This window comes from Paenibacillus beijingensis, assembly GCF_000961095.1.
Lineage (GTDB): Bacteria > Bacillota > Bacilli > Paenibacillales > Paenibacillaceae > Paenibacillus_O > Paenibacillus_O beijingensis.
In genome coordinates this window covers 1210487-1225121 of record NZ_CP011058.1, presented here as the reverse complement: position 1 = coordinate 1225121, position 14635 = coordinate 1210487, and the positions used below count along the sequence as shown (strand labels likewise).

General features: G+C 49.4%; 13 protein-coding genes. All 13 read left to right on the top strand.

Going from position 1 to position 14635, the window contains the following annotated elements:
- Nucleotides 1-77: 77 nt before the first annotated feature.
- The 13 genes from VN24_RS05675 to VN24_RS05615 all read left to right on the top strand — a co-directional run bounded on the left by VN24_RS05675 (nucleotide 78) and on the right by VN24_RS05615 (nucleotide 14632).
- Nucleotides 78-1043: a sugar-binding transcriptional regulator gene (locus VN24_RS05675; protein WP_238590836.1), complete on the top strand. Its 966-nt coding sequence runs from the start codon at nucleotides 78-80 to the stop codon at nucleotides 1041-1043.
- Between the two features lie 35 nt (nucleotides 1044-1078).
- The gene (locus VN24_RS05670) at nucleotides 1079-2002 is read left to right on the top strand and encodes a sugar ABC transporter substrate-binding protein (protein ID WP_045669595.1); all 924 of its coding nucleotides are present in this window, start codon (nucleotides 1079-1081) and stop codon (nucleotides 2000-2002) included.
- A gap of 68 nt (nucleotides 2003-2070) precedes the next feature.
- Nucleotides 2071-3588 carry a sugar ABC transporter ATP-binding protein gene (locus tag VN24_RS05665; RefSeq protein ID WP_045669594.1) on the top strand — a complete coding sequence of 506 codons (1518 nt, stop codon included), beginning with the start codon at nucleotides 2071-2073 and terminating at the stop codon, nucleotides 3586-3588.
- A complete protein-coding gene (locus VN24_RS05660) occupies nucleotides 3585-4550 on the top strand; it encodes an ABC transporter permease (RefSeq protein ID WP_045669593.1) in 966 nt (321 codons plus the stop codon). Before VN24_RS05665 ends, VN24_RS05660 begins: the two co-directional genes overlap by 4 nt.
- Complete coding sequence (gene trpA / locus VN24_RS05655; RefSeq protein ID WP_045669592.1) at nucleotides 4547-5362, top strand: tryptophan synthase subunit alpha; 816 nt, start codon at nucleotides 4547-4549, stop codon at nucleotides 5360-5362. The genes VN24_RS05660 and trpA overlap by 4 nt, the downstream gene beginning before the upstream one ends.
- A 7-nt stretch (nucleotides 5363-5369) precedes the next feature.
- Entirely contained in the window at nucleotides 5370-6860 is a 1491-nt protein-coding gene (locus tag VN24_RS05650; RefSeq protein WP_045669591.1) for a xylulokinase, read from the top strand.
- A gap of 294 nt (nucleotides 6861-7154) precedes the next feature.
- Nucleotides 7155-7808, top strand: a complete 654-nt coding sequence (locus VN24_RS05645; protein ID WP_045669590.1) for a Crp/Fnr family transcriptional regulator — start codon at nucleotides 7155-7157, stop codon at nucleotides 7806-7808.
- Nucleotides 7809-8049: 241 nt separating this feature from the next.
- On the top strand, nucleotides 8050-9336 hold the full coding sequence (locus VN24_RS05640) for an aromatic ring-hydroxylating oxygenase subunit alpha (protein ID WP_082083631.1): 1287 nt from the start codon (nucleotides 8050-8052) through the stop codon (nucleotides 9334-9336).
- A gap of 13 nt (nucleotides 9337-9349) precedes the next feature.
- Nucleotides 9350-9865 carry an aromatic-ring-hydroxylating dioxygenase subunit beta gene (locus VN24_RS05635; RefSeq protein WP_045669589.1) on the top strand — a complete coding sequence of 172 codons (516 nt, stop codon included), beginning with the start codon at nucleotides 9350-9352 and terminating at the stop codon, nucleotides 9863-9865.
- A gap of 163 nt (nucleotides 9866-10028) precedes the next feature.
- A complete protein-coding gene (locus VN24_RS05630) occupies nucleotides 10029-11282 on the top strand; it encodes an acyl-CoA dehydrogenase family protein (protein ID WP_045669588.1) in 1254 nt (417 codons plus the stop codon).
- Between the two features lies 1 nt (nucleotide 11283).
- Complete coding sequence (locus tag VN24_RS05625) at nucleotides 11284-12069, top strand: SDR family NAD(P)-dependent oxidoreductase (RefSeq protein ID WP_045669587.1); 786 nt, start codon at nucleotides 11284-11286, stop codon at nucleotides 12067-12069.
- A 158-nt stretch (nucleotides 12070-12227) separates the two neighbouring features.
- A complete protein-coding gene (locus tag VN24_RS05620; RefSeq protein ID WP_045669586.1) occupies nucleotides 12228-13049 on the top strand; it encodes a sugar phosphate isomerase/epimerase family protein in 822 nt (273 codons plus the stop codon).
- On the top strand, nucleotides 13046-14632 hold the full coding sequence (locus VN24_RS05615) for a phytoene desaturase family protein (protein WP_045669585.1): 1587 nt from the start codon (nucleotides 13046-13048) through the stop codon (nucleotides 14630-14632). Before VN24_RS05620 ends, VN24_RS05615 begins: the two co-directional genes overlap by 4 nt.
- The last annotated feature ends 3 nt before the right edge of the window (nucleotides 14633-14635 follow it).

Genomic DNA, 14635 nt, shown 5'->3' with positions numbered 1-14635 from the left:
AAATTCGTTATGCACAATATATACTAATTTTGAAAATAATTTCGATAATGAGAAAATGTGCATAAAGGATGAAAGAGATGACGGAAACCGAAAAAACGCGGCTATTGGTCAAGGTCAGCACGTTATATTACATCGATGGATTGAATCAACAAGAGATTTCGGAGAGATTCGGCATTTCCCGGGCCCAAATCAGCCGGATGTTAAGCGCGGCCAGAGAAGAGGGCATCGTGCAAATCACGATAAAAGACCAGTATGCCGAGGAGCATCAATATGAGAAGGCATTGGCGGAAGCATTTGGCATTCATGACGTCATCGTGGTCCATATTCCAAACGCGGACCAACAATTGATCGATCTTCAACTTGCCCGGTCAACGGCGGCTCTACTGGAAAACGTGCTGAAGGATCAAGACATTGTCGCGGTAATGGCCGGCCGCACCATCGCTTCGATCGGCAATGAGATTCAATATTTCAAAAGAAAAAACATGCAGTTCGTTCCGATGATCGGAGGCTGGGGAGCCGAAGGAACTTCCTGGCATTCGAACTCGAACAGCCGATTGTTCGGCGAAAAGCTGAAATCCAAATATTGGCTGTTGAACGCGCCGGCCCTCGTTACGTCACAGCAGGCGCGCAACGTCATTTTAGAGGAAGCCGAGATTTCTGAAGTGCTTTCCTTAGCGCAGCAGGCGAATGTGGCCATCATCGGTCTTGGACAGGTTTCGGAGCAATCAACGATTGTAAATGCCGGTTTCTTAACCGGAGAGGACATCAAAGAGGTTCGGAAGCTTGGGGCAGTTGCCAATATATGCACGTCTTTCCTGGATGAGAAAGGGGAAACTGTCGTTTATGGCGCGGAATCCAAGATGATCGGACTTACGGCCCGAGAGATGAGGAGGATTCCGAATATTATCGCTTCGGCCAGCGGTGAAGACAAAGTGCCTGCCATTACGGCAGCGCTTCGAGGGCGCTGGGTCGATATTCTGGTAATTGATATGGAAACCGCAAAGAAAGTCTTGGAATGGCACCGTTTCCATCCTGTACAATAGTAATCGACACTCAAAAAAAATTGAGGAGGATAAAGATGAAGAAATGGTTGTCAGGATTTATAGCGGCCTTCATCATTCTAAGCTTGGCTGCGTGTGGAGGGAAATCGGGGGATTCACAAAAAACAGTTGCGATCCTGTCGCCTTATCTTTCCTCGGTTACAACGAATCAAATGATTGAAGTCTTAAAGAAACAGTCCGCCGACCAGGGCTGGAAAACAAATGTCGTCGATACGAAAGGCGATGTGGGTCAGCTTGCAAGCCGCATGGAAGATGTCATTTCGACCAATGTCGACGCGATTATTATCGTCAGCACGGATCCCAATCAGCTCAAGTCCCAAATCCAGCAGGCTTCTGAAAAGAATATTCCCGTCTTCGGCTGCGATTCCGGCTATATCGAGGGAATGGCCATGAATGCGACAAGCGATAATGAAGCGATGTCCAAAATGATCACGGAGTATTTATTGAAGACGACGAACAACAAAGCCAATATGGTCGTGCTGACGTACCGCCCTCATCCGGGTGTATTGAAAAGGTCGGTGCAGCTGGACAAAATGCTGGAGCAAACCCCGGACGTCAAAAAGGTTACGGAACAGGAAGTTCAAGTTCCCGGTCCGATCGAAAATTCCAGAAAACAAATGGAAAGCCTGCTGCTGGCCAACAAGGACGCAGGCGCCATTACCGCCGTTTGGGCAGGATGGGACGAGCCTGCGATCGGTGCGGCGCAAGCCATTGAAGCGTCCGGCCGCAAAGATATCGTCGTGACGGGCATCGACGGCAACAGCCAGGCGATCGATATGATCAAGAAAGGCTCGCCGCTCATTGCAACGGTCCAGCAAAATTTCGACGGCATGGCTGAACTCGTTGTGAAACAGATCGGTCTAGTCTTTGAAGGCAAGCAGGCAGAGGATACCCAAATGTATGCCCCTGCCACCCTGATTACAAAAGAGAATGCGAAATAAAAAACGGAAAAGAGCGGATTTTCAGCCGCTTTCTCTTAAATTCTCTTAAGCTTCAAGGGAGGAAGCCGATGTCACTATTGAAAGCCGATGGGTTGGATAAAAGGTTCGGGCTGCATTATGCTCTCTCCCAAATTTCAATTGATATTCGTCCCGGTGAAGTGCATGCGCTGGTGGGGGAGAATGGCGCGGGCAAATCAACGTTTATTAAAATCATTACCGGCGTATATACCGCAGACGGAGGCCGGATCTACTGGAACGGCACAGAGCAGGCGATTTTTCATCCCAAACATGCGCGCGAATTAGGCATCAACGTGATTCACCAGGACCGCCATCTAATTCCTTCTTTTTCCGGTATGGAGAATTTGTTCCTTGGAATGGAATACCCAAAACGCAAGTTAAAGATCGGAATTCATTGGAATCGGATGAGCAAACGGGCGGAACAGCTCAAGAAAGAGTTGGGCATCCAACTTAATTTGAAAAAAACGGCTCAGGAAATGTCCCCTTCCGAAAGAACAATTCTCGAAATTCTTCGGGCGATGATGCTGGATTGCCGTCTGCTTATTCTGGACGAGCCGACCGCATCCTTAACGGACCAGGAGACGGAGCTGCTGTTTAAACTCATTCATAAGCTTACGGCGCAAGGGACGGCTATTCTTTACGTTTCGCATCGGATGGACGAAATCTTCCGCTTATCCGACCGGATCACGGTGCTGCGAAACGGAAAATTAGCAGGAACCGTGAACAAATCCGAGGCGGATAAAGATTTGCTCATCCGTATGATGACCAACCTCGATATCCAAAAATCGGCGATCCAGAAAGCGGCGCTGCCTCAGAACGCGCAGACTGTGCTGAAGGTAGACCGTCTTTCAACGGCGGACGGAAGAGTGAAGAATGCCAATCTGACGGTTAGAGAAGGGGAGATCGTTGGCATTTTCGGCCTTGCCGGCGCGGGACGAACCGAGCTGCTTGAGGCGGTTTACGGCTCGCGTCCGATCAAAGAGGGCCGCGTAATTATCGGCTGCAAGACGCTCGGCAAGCCGTCACCGATGCAATCTTTACGGCAAGGGGTCGTTCTGATCCCTGAAGACCGCAGATCGGACGCTTTAATCATGGACATGAGCATTCGTGAAAATATGACTTTGCCTGTACTGAATCAATTCTCGAACGGGATCAAAATTTTGGAACAGGCCGAAAAACAAAAAGTTACGGCCATGATGGACTCCATGAAGGTAAGGGCGACGGGGACGGAGCAGTTTATACGCGAATTAAGCGGCGGGAATCAGCAGAAGATCGTGTTTGCAAAGGCGCTTTTGTCCAACCCGGTTTTGTTTTTATGCGACGAACCGACGCAAGCGGTAGACGTCATGACCCGCGATGAAATTCATCGGATGCTGAAAGAACAAGCGGCTCATAAATGCGGAATCGTATTCGTTTCATCCGATCTGCAGGAGGTTTTGGACATTGCCGACCGCATTTATGTGCTCGAAGCCGGCGAAATGGTGGCCGAGCTCGATAATGACGGAATTGTACCGGAGCAGATTCTACAGATTTGTTATAGGCGAAAAGGAAGTGAACACGGGGAATGAATACGATTTTAAAAGATTCCGGCATGAACATTGGCCGATTGTTACGAATGTATGGGACCGTGTTGGCTTGCCTGCTTATAGTCATTTGCTTTAGCGCGCTAAGTCCCGATTCCTTTGCTTCAATCGGCAATGTGATTAATATCAGCAGACAAATCTCCTTTCTTGTCATCATTGCCCTGGGCGCAACTCTTGTCATGTCGATCGGAGAATTTGATCTTTCGATCGGCGCGGTTGCCAGCTTCGGCGGCGTTCTGGCGGCGAAGCTGGCCGTATCCGGCATGCCGGTTTGGGTCACTTTTCTCGTTCCTTTGGCTGCATCGGTAATCATCGGCTTTATTAACGGCTGGATCGTTACCCGCTTCAAGGTCCTTTCTTTTATTACCACAATGGCAATGGGAACCGTGTTAGGCGGGATTACGTTCTGGCTGACAGGCGGAGCGACCATTTTTGAAAATATTCCGGATTCATTCCGCTATTTAGGGCAAACGAAATGGGGAAGTATTCCGTTATTGTCGCTGCTTATGATTCTTTTGACCGTATTGTTCTGGTACATCATGGCCCAAACGGCTTTCGGCAGAAGACTGTACGCGATCGGCGGTAATGAAGCGGCCTCCCGCGTTGCCGGACTCAATGTTCGCCGGAATAAAAACGCCGCCTTTGCCATTTGTGCCGCGCTTGCCGCCCTGACTGGAATTTTGATGGCATCACGTCTTGGTTCAGCCCATCCGACAAGCGGCAACGGATTGTTTCTGCCGGCCTATGCAGCCGCTTTTCTCGGCATGACGACGTTCAAGGAAGGCGTGCCGAATATGTGGGGGACATTCGTAGGCGCTGCAATTATCGGCATTTTGGCTAACGGGTTAACGATTTTGGAAGTGCCGACCTTTATGCAGGACGTTATTACAGGAATTATCGTCATTGCAGCGGTGATCTTACAGCGTTTGGGTCGTGGTACGCATTGAGGAAAGGTTTTTACAGCAGAAGAAATTATGAAATTTCGCAGCAGGCGGAGGAGAAGGGCGAGGGTCTGTTGATCGGATATTTGATTGCAGGCGATCCGTCCTTTGATCAATCGATGGAGCTTGTGAAAGGAGCCGTCGCTGCCGGGATCGATATCGTGGAATTGGGGATTCCAAGCAGATATCCTTATCTGGATGGAGATATTATTAAACGCGGCCATAAACGGGCCATTCAAAATTCACAATTTGATTCGGATAACGGGTTAATGGAATATGCGCGCCAATTGCGGGCCGATATCGATAATCCAATCTGGGCGATGGGTTATAAAGATGAGCTTGTCGATTCGGGTTTGGGCGTCCGGCTTGCGGAAGAAGGTGTCATTGACGGCTTGGTATTGCCGGATTGCTCCTTGCGGGAACAAAACGACGTTCATGAGAAAGTGTGCAGGTACGGAGTGGATGTCGTTCGCTTCATCAATCCTCAAATGACGGATTCGGAGCTGGCGGCAGCAGGCGAGCTCGCGACCATCCTTTATGCACAATCCTATATCGGAGCAACGGGCAATCCTTTTGCCCAATTGGAGGATTTATCGGAATTATGCAGACAGGCAAGACAGCACTCTTCCGCGCTCGTTATTGCCGGTTTTGGATTAAGGTCGCCCGCAAGGGTGAGAATGGCGATTGACAGTGGATTTGACGGCGCCGTTGTGGGATCGGCATTTGTTGCAAGGTGTGAGAATGGCGAGCAGGATTATCTGTATAGGATGATTGCGGATATGAAGCTGCAAACATCCAGATGCGTGAAAAAGGAGTAAAGAGGCGATGGCGTATATTGCATCCTTTGATATCGGGACAACAAACGCTAAGGGACTATTGGTTTCCCGTGAGGGCCGGACTTCCCTTGAATTCAATAGGTCCTTAACGACCCTGCAAAAGGATACGGCGATTGAGCAGGAGCCTGAGCAATGGCTGGAAGCGGTGAGGGACATTGCGCTCGAATGGTGGAGAGCGGGCATACATCCCCGTGAAATCGCTCTGATTTCGTTTAGCGGCCAGATGCAGGACTGTATCCCTGTCGATGCTCATGGGAAGCCGCTAAGGCCTGCCATTTTGTATTCGGACGGCAGAGCCGGGCATCAGTCCGACCGGATGAAGCGGGACATTGGTGAAACGTCCATTCGTGAGATTACCGGAAATCATATGGATGGTACGCTCGTATTTCCCAAAATGATATGGGTCAAGGAGATGGAGCCGGAAATTTACAGGCAAACGGCGATGTTTTTAATGAGCTCCAAAGACTATGTCATTCACCGCCTTACCGGCGAAAGCGTCACCGATCCGACCACGGCTTCGACAGCCGGGTGCATGAACATCGCGCAGCGCAGGTGGGAATCGGACTGGCTGCAGCTGTACGGAATTGAAGCGGGTAAACTACCCGCCATTCGTGCTTCCGATGAAGTTGTCGGCTATATGACCGGTGATGCCGCAGCGTATACCGGTTTTGTGCAGGGGACGAAAGTATTATCCGGTATCGGGGACGCCGGAGCGGCGACGATTGGAGCGGGGGCGGTCCGCCCGGGAGATCTGTATGCTTACATCGGAACAACGGGATGGGTTGCCGCGCCCGTTCCTAAGGTATCGTATGTTAGCGACAGCGTTTTTAACCTCGCTTATGCGGATGAGAACCTGTTCGTTGCCGTCGCTCCCTTAATGAATGCGGGAAATGCCTATCAATGGGCGAAATCCGTATTTGGCCGTCACCATAATGATGAGAAGGCCTATGATGAGCTGGAGCAGCTGATATCGGCCTGTGACCGCCGAACAAACGGCGTGCTTTTTTTGCCGTACTTGAATGGCGAACGGTGCCCGGTTCAAAATCCGAATGCCTCCGGATGCTTTATCGGCCTTAGAGCAACGACGACCAAGGAAGAAATGTGCTGCTCCGTACTTGAAGGGGTTGCCATGGCGATGAAGCAAGTGATGGAAATGATTGCGCCGAATTACAGGGACAACCGGCTAACGCTAATTGGCGGGGGAAGCAAAAGCGGAATATGGAACCAGATTATCGCCGATGTTCTGAGCATTGAGGTGATCGTTCCAGAGGAATCCCAGTATCTCCCCTCGATCGGGGCGGCTGCAGCCGGTTTCCTGAACATGGGCTGGGAACAAACCTATTCCGATTTTTGCCGTCGGTGGTTCAGCCAGCAGCGGGTTAAACGGTACTTTCCGGACGATGTCTTCTCTGCGCACTATGAGAAAAAGTACGAGAAGTATGTACAGCTTTATCCGGCCATGGAGTCTTTATTTTCATAACGTCATCGATTGTGCACCGCTCCTTGCCGATTGAAACGGGATATATTATAACATAATTGTATCATGATGCCGCTAAAACACTGCGAATTTCGCAGTGTTTTTTTGTGTTCGGCACAAAGTAAAAGGTGCGGCCGAAAATATATGTTATATATCTTGACACATCATTGACGTATGATATAGCATAGAAATAGATGAAATAATGTTCTACAAAGAACAAATGTGCGAATTTGTCCGGAAGAACCGATTAGCAAATATGGTGTCGTTATGATGATATTCATATAGTGGGGTGGATCGATGGAAGCGATAATGATTGCGAAACAAGAGCATCCGAATGAAGATTCATGGCAGCATTATTTGCGGTATGGGGAACGATTGTACAAGAAGCGAAACTCGGTTATCTATTGCCAAGGAGAAGAAGGGGCCGGTATTTACTTCTTATCCAAAGGAATGATCAAAATTGTCACGTATTCGCATCAGGGGGATGAAAGGATCCTGGATCTGTTCGGATCGGGACAATTATTCGGCGAGCAGGCGGTTGACAAACAATATTATTGCACGACAGCTCTCGCATTGGAAGATTGCATCATCTACTATTTTCCCAACCGGATTTTAAAGGAGCTTTTGATTTCGTCACCGGAATTAATTGATTTGTTGATGGAATCTTTAACTCAAAAAATACGAAATCTGTCGACCAGCATTATGCAAAACGCTTATTCTGCTGAACAGCGGGTCGCCATTACGTTAATCAAATTATCGCGCGTATACAAGAATGGCGAAATCTATATTACGCAGCAGGATTTGGCGGATTATACCGGTTTAACGAGGATTTCGGTTTATAAAATTTTAAGGAAGTGGAAATGCGAACACATTATCGACAATCGAAATAAAGTCATTTACATAAAAAAACCGGAATTATTAAGGCTAATGTGTCCGGGACAATTGAATTGATTATCGATACGGTAAAGTCCATGCCGGGATTTGGAGTTCAAGCTCCGATCCCCGGCATGGACTTTTTTAGGAACGTTAACTGCTTAATAGTTGACCGTTCGGCAACCGGATAAGATAAAGCTACCCGATGCAATCCAAATCTTATTCGGGGAGAGGTGAACATATGGAACATTCTTAAGGTTTGCTGCCGGCCGGTCTGTTGAACCGATTGAAATATGCCCATAGAAAAGGAGAATGACCGATGAAGATGGAGACGAAGCAGCTTCAGACATCCTTATCCGAACCGCTGATCATCATGGATGAGGACAAGAATGTGTTCAAAGTAAATCGTAAGGTCTTTACGGATATGGACATTTTTGAAATGGAGAAAAAGAAGATTTTCGACAAGTGCTGGTTTTACCTGGGACACGAATCCGAGCTGCCGAAACCGGGCGATTTTATTAACCGGAGAGTAGCAGGCAGACCGCTTATATTTACAAAGGACAGCGATGGGAATATCAACGTATTTTCAAATGCATGCCCTCATCGCGGTTCGATTGTTTGCAGAGAGCATAAAGGGAATTCAAAAACGTTCCAATGCTTCTACCACGCCTGGACGTTTAACAATAAAGGAAAACTGGTCGGTATGCCGGGCAAAGACGCTTACCCTTCCGATTTTAATTGCGACGAATCGATGAATCTTCAGAAGGTTCCACGAATGGAAAACTATAAAGGCTTTTATTTCGTCAACTTTGACTATCATGCGATGTCCTTGGAAGATTATCTCGGCAATGCCAAAGAGTATTTTGATCTGGTCGTCGACCAGGCCGAAACCGGTCTGGAAGTTTTCGGAGAAGGTTCGCAAGAGTACAGTATGCGCTGCAACTGGAAGCTACTGTCGGAGAATGCCGTTGATAACTATCATACGCATCCGACGCATAAAACGTATTTTGATTTTTTGAATAACACGAACATTAAAGTATCGGAAGAGCCGATGCATGGCGTCGGCAGGGATTTGGGCAACGGCCATGGGGTTATGGAGTATGCTTCTCCTTGGGGCCGGCCAGTGGCGAAGTGGATTCCCGCATGGGGCGAAGAGGGCAAGAAGGAATTGGACGAAAAGATGGAACTGCTTATTGCCCGAGTCGGCGAGGAACGAGCCCAGCGCATAGCGAAACGGAACCGCAACGTCATTGTATTCCCGAATATGATTATCAGCGATATTATGTCTCTCACTGTCCGCACTTTCTTTCCGGTGAGTCCCGATTATATGGAAATCAGCATTTGGGCGATGGCGCCGAAGGAAGAAGGGGCCGACATGAAAGGCAAGCGGTTGAACAATTTGGTTGAGTTTGTCGGTCCCGGCGGATTTGGTACGCCTGACGATATCGAAGCGCTTGAGCTGTGTCAGGAGGGCTATAAAAACAACAAGGAAGTCCAGTGGAACGATATTTCAAAAGGGATGATCAAAGAGACCCCATCATTCGACGATGAGCTGCAGATGCGGGCATTTTGGAAACAGTATAACGAAATCATGACGAAAGAATAAAGGGGGATACCAAGTGAATGCGGAGAAGGTGGTAACGGTGAACAACATCCAGGACGTCAAGCGGGAACAAGTGGAAGACTTTTTATTTTTTGAAGCGGAGCTGCTGGACGAATGGCTGCTTATGGAATGGTCGGACCTGTTTTCCGAACGGGGAGCCTATGCTGTTCCAACCATGAACAACGCATCGGAAGATTATAATTCGACGTTATATATTATCGCCGATCCGTATTTTCGGATCAAAGAAAGAGCGAAACGACTGTTAAAGAAGGAAACGCATATCGAGTACCCGCATTCAAAAACGAGGCATATGGTCACCAACGTGCGGATCCAAGGCGTAGAAGACGATGCGATGAGTGTCGCCTGCAATTTCATGGTTTCGCGCACGAAGCGCGGCGTATTGGATACGTACGTGGGACATTACAAATATAAGCTTGTTTGCGAGAACGGAAATATCAAAATCCTTGAAAAGCGAGTCATTCTTGATATGGACTATTTACGTCCGCACGGGAAAGTGAGCATTATTCTTTAATCCGCAAAACGTTAACCGGTTAGCAGAATGGCAACCAGCTTCCAGGCATAATTACTTCTGTAGACCAGATGCAAAGGAAAAGTAGGGGCGGTCATGACCGGCTGGAACGATTAATCAACAGGCGAATTCACACGGAAGGATTATACTTGAGAGGGGAATTCAAATGGATTTCAGATTAACGGAAGAGCAGCAGAAGATTATTGAAACTTGCCGGCAATTGGCCGGAGATTTCCTGACACGGGCCGCAGAGCATGACCGTGACCGTACAGCCCCGGTGGAAAATTATGAAAAGCTGCGAGAAGCCGGATTGTTCGGAATTGCCGTCCCAAAACAATATGGAGGATTGGGAATTGGATTTCTGGGTTATACGCTGGCTATAACCGAACTTGCGCAGGGCTGTGCGGCTACGGCAAACTCCTTTAATATGCATGCCAACGCAACGGGATCGATCGCGCATCATCCGGATATCCCGGAGAATGTTAAGCGGATGGTCGTCGATTTGGCCATCAATCAAGGTAAATTGATGTGCACATCCGTATCGGAACCTTCCTCTTCCAGTTTATTGGCCACCTCATATACGCCATCGCTTGAAGCCCGCCGCGTGAAGGGCGGATATGAGCTTTACGGCAAAAAAGCGTTTTGTTCGATGGTCGAGTCCAGCGATTATGTATATCTTTATGCCCATCCCGAAGGAGATCCGAATCCTCAGGCCAGCATCGGTTTCCTCGTGCCCATAGACAAAGGACGGGTGAAAGGCGTTACGATTCACGATGTATGGGATACGATGGGGATGAGAGCGACACGAAGCAATACGGTTGACTATAACGGCGTTTTTGTACCGGATGAGCTTTATTTGCACCGAACGGACGAATTTTTGAATGATTTTATCATTCGCGGCGCGAATTGGTCCTTCGGCGGATTTGCCGCCGTTTATCTTGGGGTTGGACTTGGCATTTTGAGCTATGCAACGGAACTGTTGACGGCGCGCAAGGCCAAAGGGTATGCCCAGCCCCAGGGATTTCATCCCGACAACCGCCACAGAATCGGGATCATGGCCTCAGAGCTTCATGCGGCAAAGCTGGCGATGCTGTATGCCGCATGGTACAGCGATACTTACGGCCCAAGCATTGCGACCTTCCATCATTTCATGCGGGCGAAATATATGATCGCAGAATCCACCTCCAATGCGGCCCATTCCGCTTCGGTCGCTTGCGGGGCTCACGGAATGACGAAGGAGCTCCACCTCGAGCGTATGATTCGCGACGCGGCGACAGCTCCGATTATGCCCCCCAACATCGATGCCTGCGCGGATCAGGTAGGTCTGCTCAGCATGGGACTCAATCCGATGGAAGCGATGCCGCCGCTTCAATCCGTTGAGCCTCCGGTCGAGTCTGCACAAAAAGAAGGAGTGTCCTAATATGGCTGCGGGATCACGGTTGGAGGGAAAAGTTGCCGTCATAACCGGAGCCGGCAGCGGAATCGGGAAAGCGACTGCGGAATTGTTTGCTTCGGAAGGGGCGCACCTCGTCTTGAATGATATTGACCCGGCCGGAATTCAAGACGTCATCCATGCGACAGGAAACCCGGCCAAACACGCTGCCGTTGCCGGTGACATCGCGACTGAGGAGACGGCTGACGCTTTAGTTCAAGCTGCCGTAACGCAATTCGACCGGATTGATATTCTTGTGAACAATGCGGGAATTCACTACATCAAAGATATAACGGATATTAGCGCCGACGAATTCGACCTCTGTGTGGGCATTAATCTCAAAAGCATGTTTTTATGCACGAAGGCCGTCATTCCTCAAATGCAGAAGCAAAAAAGCGGTTCGATTATTAATCTGGGCTCGATCTCTTCTTTTGTTGGGCAGGAAATGATGGGCAAAAGCACCGTTCTGTACAATATGACAAAAGCCGGCGCACTGCAGCTGGCCAGATCGATTGCCACCCGCTATGGCCAGGACGGAATCAGAGCGAATGCGGTTTGTCCGGGGCCGGTTCGAACGAACCAAATCAAAGAAGAGCATACACAAAATGCGGTGAGCATGGATGAATTTTGGTCGATTGCCGGAGGAACGACTCCGATGAATCGTCACGGATTGCCGTCAGAAATAGCGAAGGCGATATTGTTCCTCGCTTCCGATGAATCTTCTTATGTAACAGGCGCTCCTCTGATCGTGGACGGAGGTTATCTGGCCGTATAAGAAGAAGCTTGTTTATCCTCATATACCCGGGATACTCTGCTGCATACGGAGTAAATGCCCGGGTTTTTTTACAGGATGACACGACGGCGTTGTTGGGTCCCCTTGGACTCAATTGGTGGAATGGATACCGTTGTTCAACAGGAAAAGGAGCGATTTTCATGGACTTGAAGCGGCTCGGCATAAGCGGGATGACGACAAAAAACTGGTCACTCGAAGAAGATATGAAAGGACTTGTCGCCAACGGAATTTCAAATATCGGACTCTGGTTGTTCAAATGTGGGCAGCATTCGCCTCAGGCCGTAAGACAGTTGATGTTGGAAAACAATCTTCATGTTTCCAATGTCTGCTTCGGCGGAGTTTTTACGGGTGAGGATGAGGAGGCGCGTCGATCTGCAATAGAGGAAACAAAGAAAGCGATCGACTTCACAAAGGAGGTGCAAGGGGACTGCCTCCTACTGATCAGCGGCCCGCTTGGAAACCACAGTTTCGACAAAGCGGTTGAATATGTGCGAAGAGGGCTGCTTGAAGTGTGCGATTATGCGGAGAAGAGACAGGTCCATCTTGCATTGGAGCCGATTCATCCGATGTATGTTACCGATTTTTCGATTATTCATACGCTTGATTTCGCCCTTCAGCTTGTGAATGAAATCGGCTCCGCTCAGCTCGGTTTGTTTTTGGATACTTTCAATATCGGGTGGGATCCTTCAATTCAACATGTGATTCCAAAATGCAAAGGGAAAATTAAGGGGGTCCATCTTGCGGATTGGCGCAACCCGACCCGTTCCTTAAGCGATCGGGCGCTTCCGGGGCAAGGGGTTTTTCCTGTCCGTGAAATAATTGGGAAGATTGAACAGGCCGGTTATACGGGACCTTACGATCTTGAAATTTTTTCGGACGAGCTGTGGGCCTCGGATTATAACCGCATGCTGATCGAAATTAAAGAATGGTTTGCTGCTGTCGAAGTGGAGGAAATGATATGACCGATGCGGATATTATCGTCGTGGGCTCCGGGCACAACGGTTTGGCCGCCGCCCTTAAGCTGGCCCGAAGCGGTTGGCGTGTGGTCGTTCTGGAACGGGCCAACCAGCCGGGGGGAGCGGCCAAAACGGCGGAAATCACACTTCCCGGCTTCAAGCACGATCTTTATGCGACGAACATCGGGTTATTTCTCGGCTCCGCCTTATATCGGGAAATGGGCAGCGAGCTTCATCGGAACGGCTTTGAAACGGTCGTATCCGACAAGCCGTTTGTAAGCGTCTTTCCGGATGACGATGCCATTTCCGTCTACCGGAATCCGGAAAAAACGCTTCGAGAGTTTGAGCGGCAATCGGCAAAGGATGCGGCCGCCTGGACGGATCTTCTTGCATATTTTCAACAAACCTCCCCGTATTTACTGCCCATCATGCAGCTTCCGATGCCGTCTCTTGCGCTGGCAAAACATTTATTCCAGCTGTACCGCCGGCTTGGCCGGACCGGATCACTTGAGCTTATGAAGCTGCTGCTGCAGACCCCGCGTCAATTCGCCGAATCGTGGTTTGAATCGGAGAAGGTTCAATCCTTATTCATTCCTTGGAGCTTTCACCTGGATTTTGGACCTGACGTTGCGGGAGGAGCGATGTTCCCGTTTCTCGAGGTGCCGCTGGATCATATGAACGGTATGGCGCTCGCTAAAGGCGGGGTTGGAACTCTGATTCAGTCCATGATCCGAACATTGGAATCAATGGGAGGAAAAGTCGTTCTTGGACGCCACGTAAGTAAAATCATTGTCCAAAATGGACGGGCAGCCGGGGTTGAGATGGAAGATGGAGAAAAGCTGTTTGCCAAATATGGTGTGATTGCGAATGTGAATCCGTCCCAATTGATTGAGAAACTAATCGCCCCCGAACATCTGCCTTCCCAGTACGTGAAACGTGTCCAAACTTATCGATATGGTCCGGGTACGATGATGATTCACTTGGCAATGAATGCTCCCTTGAACTGGAAGGCGAACGATGAGCTTTCGCAATTCAGCTACGTCCACATCGGTCCTTATACTTCCGATGTCGCCCAAACGTATACGGACGCATTGAACGGTCGATTGCCGGCAAGCCCATTGCTTGTTGTCGGACAACAATCCAGCCCGGACCCCTCGCGGGCGCCGGAGAACAAACATACATTATGGGTTCAGGTGAGAGCTCTCCCGGCGAAACCGAAGAGCGACGCATTAAACGAAATTCATTCCGCCTCATGGCGGGAAATGAAAGAGCAGTATGCTGACCGGGTGATCGACAAAATAGCCGAATATGCGCCTAATATTAAGGAAACGGTTCTGGCGCGGCATGTAATGTCCCCCCGCGATCTGCAGGCGGACAATCCCAATCTTGTAGGAGGGGACAGCGTATCGGGAAGCCACCATCTCGATCAGAATTATTTATTCCGTCCGGTTCCCGGATGGTCCAGATATAATACCCCGATCCAGGGCTTGTTCCTAACAGGCGCGTCCACCTGGCCCGGCGGAGGATTGAACGCGACTTCGGGTTACATGCTTGCCGAGCAGCTGTTGCGCAAGGGGAGGAGGATTTAGAAC